Genomic DNA, 7,130 nt, shown 5'->3' with positions numbered 1-7,130 from the left:
CAATACGCTTCGGGCCTGTACGACGCCTTTGCCCAATTGCGTTACCTGATTGTGGGCGGCGATGTACTGGACCCTTCGGTCATCGCTCAGGTCCTGAAACATGGCGCGCCCGAGCATCTGTTGAACGGCTATGGCCCGACCGAGGCCACGACCTTCTCGGCGACCCACGAAATCAAGGCTGTGGGCGAGGGCAGCATCCCTATCGGCAAGCCGTTGGCCAATACCCGCTTGTACGTACTCGATGCCCGTCAGCAGCCAGTGCCACTGGGCGTAACTGGCGAGTTGTATATCGGTGGCGATGGCGTTGCATTGGGTTATCTCAATCGTGCTGAACTGACTGAACAAGTATTTGTGGCTGATCCATTCAGTACCGACCCGGCAGCCCGTTTGTACCGTACAGGCGACCTGGCCTGCTGGCTGGCAGATGGCTCGGTGGAATACCGTGGCCGTAATGACCAGCAGGTCAAGATTCGCGGCTTCCGGATTGAAATCGGTGAGATCGAAGCACGCCTGGCTCAATGTGCCGGGGTCAAGGAGTCGGTGGTCCTGGCGCGCCAGGATGGGGACGGTGGACCGAAGCAACTGGTGGGTTATGTAACGGCTCTGCCCGGTGCGAGCCTGTCGGTACAGGCATTGCGTCGTGAATTGAGCGCTTCACTGGCCGATTACATGGTGCCAGTGGCCTTTGTGGTACTGGACAGCCTGCCGCTGACCAATAACGGCAAGCTGGACCGTCGTGTGCTGCCAGCCCCCGATGCCCAGGCGTATGCCAGCCGTGATTACGAAGCGCCCGTCGGGCCGATCGAGTCGGTGCTGGCGACTCTCTGGGCAGAGGTGCTCAAAGTCGAGCGTGTGGGTCGTCATGACCACTTCTTCGAGCTGGGTGGCCACTCGCTGTTGGCCGTCAAACTGATCGAGAAGATGCGTCAGGAAGGCCTGAGCGCCGATGTTCGTGTGCTGTTCAGCCAGCCGACGCTTGCAGCATTGGCGGCAGCCGTGGGTAACAGCACGGAAATCCGTGTACCGGCCAACCTGATCGAGCCGGGTTGCACGCATATCACCCCCGAGATGCTGCCGCTGCTGGAAATCAGCGAAGCTTCGCTTGAACGTGTTCTGGCAGCCGTCCCGGGCGGAGCGGCCAATGTGCAGGATATCTACCCGCTGGCTCCGCTTCAGGAAGGGATTCTCTATCACCACCTGTCCGCCGAAGCTGGCGACCCGTATGTGCTGCAATCGCAGTACGCCTTCGACAGTCGCGAACGTCTGGAAGACTTTGTCCAGGCCCTGCAATCGGTCATCGAGCGTCACGATATCCTGCGCACGGTCGTGCTCTGGAGTGGTCTCGATGAGCCGGTCCAGGTGGTCTGCCGTAACGTCACGCTGCAACCGCAATGGGTTGAGCTGGACCCGGCCGACGGGCCTGTTGCTGAGCAATTGTCGGAGCGTTTCGATGCCCGTCACTACCGCCTGGATCTGACCCGTGCGCCGCTGCTGCATCTGGCCTGTGCCGAGGACAAGGAGCAAAACCGCTGGGTTGCCACGCTGCTGTTCCATCACCTGGCGCTGGACCATACTGCGCTGGAAGTGATGCAGCTGGAAATGCAGGCCTTCCTGCTGGACACGGCCGATCAATTGGGTGCGGCGATGCCGTATCGCAACTATGTGGCCCAGGCTCGACTAGGTGTCGAGCCAGCGGCCCATGAAACGTTCTTCCGCGACATGCTGGGGGATATCGACGAGCCGACCCTGCCGTTTGGTGTTCATGATGTGCAAGGCGACGGGCACGGGATCGAAGAGTCGCGAGCGTCTCTTGATATGCATATCAGCAGTCGTTTGCGTCAGCAGGCCCGTCAGTTGGGTGTCAGCGCTGCCAGTCTGGTGCATCTGGCCTGGGCGCTGGTACTGGGCAAGGTCTCGGCCACCGATGATGTGGTGTTCGGCACCGTATTGCTGGGGCGTATGCAGGGCGGCGAGGGTGCCGACCGTGCCCTGGGCATGTTCATCAACACCTTGCCATTGCGGGTCAGCCTGGACAGCAATACGGTGAGCCAGGCTGTGAGCGAGGCCCACGACCGGCTCACCGGTCTGCTGGTACACGAGCATGCATCTCTGGCACTGGCCCAGCGTTGCAGTGGCGTGGCCGCGACCACTCCGCTGTTCAGTGCCTTGCTCAACTATCGTCACAGCAATGCTGAGGCTTCGCAGGAAAGCCTGAGTGCATGGGAAGGCATACAGAGCCTGGGCGGCGACGAGCGCACCAACTATCCGCTGACCCTGAACGTCGATGACCTGGGTGAAGGCTTCCATTTCACTGTTCTGGCACTTGAAACAATGGGTGCCCGGCGCGTCTGTGGCTATATGCAGGTTGCTCTGGAGCAGTTGACCGAAGCACTGGAGCAGGCGCCGCAAACGCCGCTGCACAGTCTGTCGATTCTGCCGGTTGGCGAGCGTGAGCAATTGCTCCACGAGTGGAATGTCAGTGACACGAGCTTTGCCGATGACCTGTTGATTCACCGCGCCGTTGAAAGCTGGGCTGCAAAACAGCCTTCAGCGACGGCGCTTCGCTTTGAAGGCCACCTGTTGAGCTATGGCGAACTCAACGCCCGTGCCAATCAGGTGGCTCATCGCCTGATCGAACAGGGCATTGGTCCCGACGATCGTGTGGCGATCTGCGTCGAACGTAGTCCTGAAATGATCATCGGCTTGCTGGGTATCCTCAAGGCGGGCGCAGGTTACGTGCCGATGGACCCGGCTTACCCGGCCGAGCGTCTGGCGTACCTGCTTCAGGACAGCGCGCCGTTGGCGGTGCTGGTTCAGCAGGCCACAGCAGAAGTGCTGTCGGATGTGTCTGTGCCGGTCATCAATCTGGATGATCCACGTTTGCAGGAGCAATCCGTCTCCAATCCGCAGGTGGATTCGGCTTCGTCAAACCTGGCCTATGTGATCTATACCTCAGGCTCCACCGGCTTGCCGAAGGGCGTACAGGTCGAACATCGCAACGTGGCGCGGCTGTTCTCGGCGACACAAGCGTGGTTCGAATTCGGCCCGACCGATACCTGGGCACTGTTCCATTCGTTTGCCTTCGACTTCTCGGTCTGGGAAATCTGGGGTGCGCTGGTACACGGTGGCGAACTGCTGATCGTGCCGCAACTGGTCAGCCGTTCACCTCAGGAATGCTATGCCTTGCTGTGTGAGGCTGGCGTCACCATTCTCAACCAGACGCCAAGTGCCTTCCGCCAGTTGATTGCGGCCCAAGGCGAAAGTCAGCAGTCGCACTCGTTGCGTCAGGTGATCTTTGGTGGCGAAGCCCTGGAAACCGGGATTCTCAAGCCGTGGTATGCCCGTGCGGTGAACGCCGGAACGCAACTGGTGAACATGTACGGCATTACCGAAACCACGGTGCATGTAACTTATCGTGCGCTGGAAGCGGCGGATGCCTTGGAGGCCGGTGTCAGCCCGATTGGTGTGCGAATCCCTGATTTGCAGACTTATGTACTGGATGTCAATCGCGAGCCAGTGCCGGTCGGTGTAGTCGGCGAGCTGTATGTGGGTGGTGCCGGCGTAGCGCGGGGTTACCTGAACAGGCCGGAACTGAATGAAGAGCGGTTTATCGCCGATCCGTTCAACCAGCGTCCGGGAGCTCGTCTGTACCGCACCGGCGACCTGGCTCGCTGGACCGCCGAAGGCAGTCTGGATTACCTGGGCCGTAACGACGACCAGGTGAAAATCCGCGGTTTCCGTATCGAACTGGGAGAAGTCGAGGCGCAACTGGCGGCTTGTGAGGGCGTACGTGAAGCGGTGGTGATCGCTCGTGAAGACGTTACGGGCGACAAGCGTCTGGTGGCTTATGTCATTCCAGAAGACGGCGTGACGCCATCTGCCGCTGACCTGCGGGACCAACTCTTGCAGAACCTGGCCGAGCATATGCTGCCCAGCGCCTTTGTAATGCTGGAGAAATTGCCGCTGACCACCAACGGCAAGCTGGACCGCAAGGCGCTGCCTGCGCCGGATCAATCGGCCTTGGCCAGCCGTGCCTATGAAGCGCCGCAAGGCAAAGTCGAAACAGCAATTGCCCAGCTCTGGCAGGAATTGCTGGGTGTTGAGCAAGTGGGTCGCCATGACCACTTCTTCGAACTGGGCGGCCATTCGCTGCTGGCCGTGAAACTGATCGAACGCATGCGTCAACAGGACCTCAGCGCAGATGTACGTGTGCTGTTTGGCCAGCCTACTCTGGCAGCTCTGGCGGCAGCCGTGGGCGGTCAGGTACAGATCTTGGTGCCGGAAAACCTGATTCCCGAAGGTTGCGAGCGCATCACGCCAGATATGCTGCCGCTGGCTGATCTGGATCAGGAAGCCATCGACCGCGTCGTGGCCTGTGTGCCGGGCGGTGTTGCCAATATTCAGGATATCTACGCACTGGCTCCGTTGCAGGAGGGGATTCTTTATCACCACCTTTCGGCGGTCGAGGGCGATCCCTATCTGCAATATGCGCTGTTCGCTTTTGACAGCCTGGAGCGTGTCCATAAATTTGCCGCGGCCTTGCAGGGTGTTGTGTCGCGGCATGACATTCTGCGCACGGGTGTGCTTTGGGAGCGTCTGGACGATCCGGTGCAAGTGGTCTGGCGTCATGCGGAGCTGATTGCGGAGGAAATTCTTCTCGATCCGGCTGCCGGCGATATCGCTGAACAACTGAGTGAAGTGCTCGACCCGCGTCATTACCGCCTGGATATTCGCCAGGCCCCGATGATGCGCATCGGTTACGCCCATGATCCGGCCAATAATCGCTGGCTGGGCATGCTGCTGTTCCACCATATGGTCGACGATGCCACCTCCCTGGGGATCGTGACGTCGGAAATCGAAGCGTTCATGGCCGGCCTTGGTGATCAATTGCCTGCCTCGGTGCCTTACCGCAACTACGTGGCTCAGGCGCGCCTGGGTGTCAGTCGTGAAGACCATGAAGCGTTCTTCCGCGACATGCTGGGTGATATCGACGAACCGACCCTGCCGTTCGGGCTGCATGACGTGCAGGGTGACGGGCAGGGGATTCAGGAAGTCCGCCAGGTGGTGGACGCTTCCCTCGGCCAGCGTTTGCGGGCTCAGGCACGCAAACTCGGCGTGAGTGCTGCCAGCCTTTATCATCTGGGCTGGGCGCGTGTGCTGGGCGCCGTTTCAGGTCGCGATGAAGTGGTGTTCGGCACGGTGTTGCTGGGCCGTATGCAGGGTGGCGAAGGGGCCGACCGTGCCTTGGGCATGTTCATCAACACCTTGCCATTGCGCGTTGATCTCGGCGATCAGCCTGTCGACATGGGCGTGAAGAAAACCCATGCCAGCCTGACCGCTTTGCTGGGTCACGAACATGCCTCGCTGGTACTTGCCCAGCGTTGCAGCGGCGTTGAAGCACCTGCACCGCTGTTCAGTTCACTGCTCAATTACCGCCATCTGGAAAACCGTGCCAGTGCTTCCAGTGGTTCGGCCTGGGAAGGTATTGAGGCGCTTTCGGGAGAGGAACGCACCAACTACCCGCTGACCCTGTCGGTGGACGATCTGGGCGAAGGCTTCAATCTGACCGTGATGGCTGAAGCGCAAATTGGTGCAGAACGTGTCTGTGGCTATATGCAGCGCGTGATGCATCAATTGATCGATGCGCTGGAACAGGCTCCACAGACAGCGCTGGGGAGTCTGTCTATTCTGCCGGACAGCGAGCGCGGGCAATTGCTCCGCGAGTGGAATATCAGTGACGCGAGCTTTGCCGATGATCTACTGATACATCGCGCCGTTGAAAGCTGGGCTGCAAAACAACCTTCGGCCACGGCGCTTCGCTTTGAAGGTAACAAGCTGTCCTATGGCGAGCTCAATAAACGCGCCAACCAGGTTGCTCATCGCCTGATCGAACAGGGCATCGGCCCGGACGATCGTGTGGCGATTTGCGTCGAACGTGGTCTGGAAATGATCATCGGCCTGCTGGGTATTCTCAAGGCCGGTGCGGGTTATGTGCCGATGGACCCTGCGTATCCTGCCGAGCGTCTGGCCTATCTGCTGCAGGACAGCGCGCCGTTGGCGGTGCTGGTTCAGCAGGCCACAGCAGAAGTGCTGTCGGATGTGTCGGTGCCGGTCATCAATCTGGATGATCCACGTTTGCAGGAGCAATCCGTCTCCAATCCGCAGGTCGATTCGGCTTCTTCAAACCTTGCTTATGTGATCTACACCTCGGGCTCTACCGGTCTGCCGAAGGGCGTACAGGTCGAACATCGCAACGTGGCGCGGCTGTTCTCGGCGACACAGCCGTGGTTCGAGTTCGGGCCTACCGATACCTGGGCACTGTTCCATTCGTTTGCCTTCGACTTCTCGGTCTGGGAAATCTGGGGTGCTCTGGTGCATGGCGGGGAATTGCTGATCGTGCCGCAACTGGTCAGCCGTTCACCTCAAGAATGCTATGCCTTGATTTGTGAGGCTGGCGTGACGGTGTTGAACCAGACGCCAAGTGCCTTCCGCCAGTTGATTGCGGCACAAGGCGAAAGCCAGCAGTCGCACTCGTTGCGTCAGGTGATCTTTGGTGGCGAAGCCCTGGAAACCGGGATTCTCAAGCCGTGGTATGCCCGTGCGGTGAACGCCGGAACGCAACTGGTCAACATGTACGGCATTACCGAAACCACGGTGCACGTGACGTATCGTGCGCTGGAAGCGGCGGATGCCTTGCAGGCCGGTGTCAGCCCGATTGGCGTGCGGATTCCTGACTTGCAGACCTATGTGCTGGATGCCAATCGCGAGCCAGTGCCGGTCGGTGTGGTCGGTGAGCTGTATGTCGGCGGTGCCGGCGTGGCGCGGGGTTACCTGAACAGGCCGGAACTGAATCAAGAGCGGTTTATCGCCGATCCGTTCAGCCAGCGTCCGGGAGCTCGTCTGTACCGCACCGGCGACCTGGCCCGCTGGACCGCCGAAGGCAGCCTGGATTACCTGGGCCGTAACGACGATCAGGTGAAGATCCGTGGTTTCCGGATCGAACTGGGAGAAGTCGAGGCGCAACTGGCGGCTTGTGAGGGCGTACGCGAAGCGGTGGTTATCGCTCGCGAAGACGTGCCGGGCGACAAGCGTCTGGTGGCTTATGTCATTCCAGAAGACGGCGTGACGCC

The 7,130-nt window shown here is 60.2% G+C and carries 1 protein-coding gene; it reads left to right on the top strand.

Annotated features, from left to right (window positions below):
• Window positions 1–7,130: non-ribosomal peptide synthetase (locus tag K5D32_RS25505; RefSeq protein WP_221602287.1), on the top strand; the 7,130-nt coding region annotated here is incomplete at both ends.

Source organism: Pseudomonas cichorii (assembly GCF_019719005.1).
GTDB lineage: Bacteria > Pseudomonadota > Gammaproteobacteria > Pseudomonadales > Pseudomonadaceae > Aquipseudomonas > Aquipseudomonas cichorii_E.
Note: the sequence above shows the minus strand (reverse complement) of the source record. Positions and strands in the feature narration are given on the sequence as shown.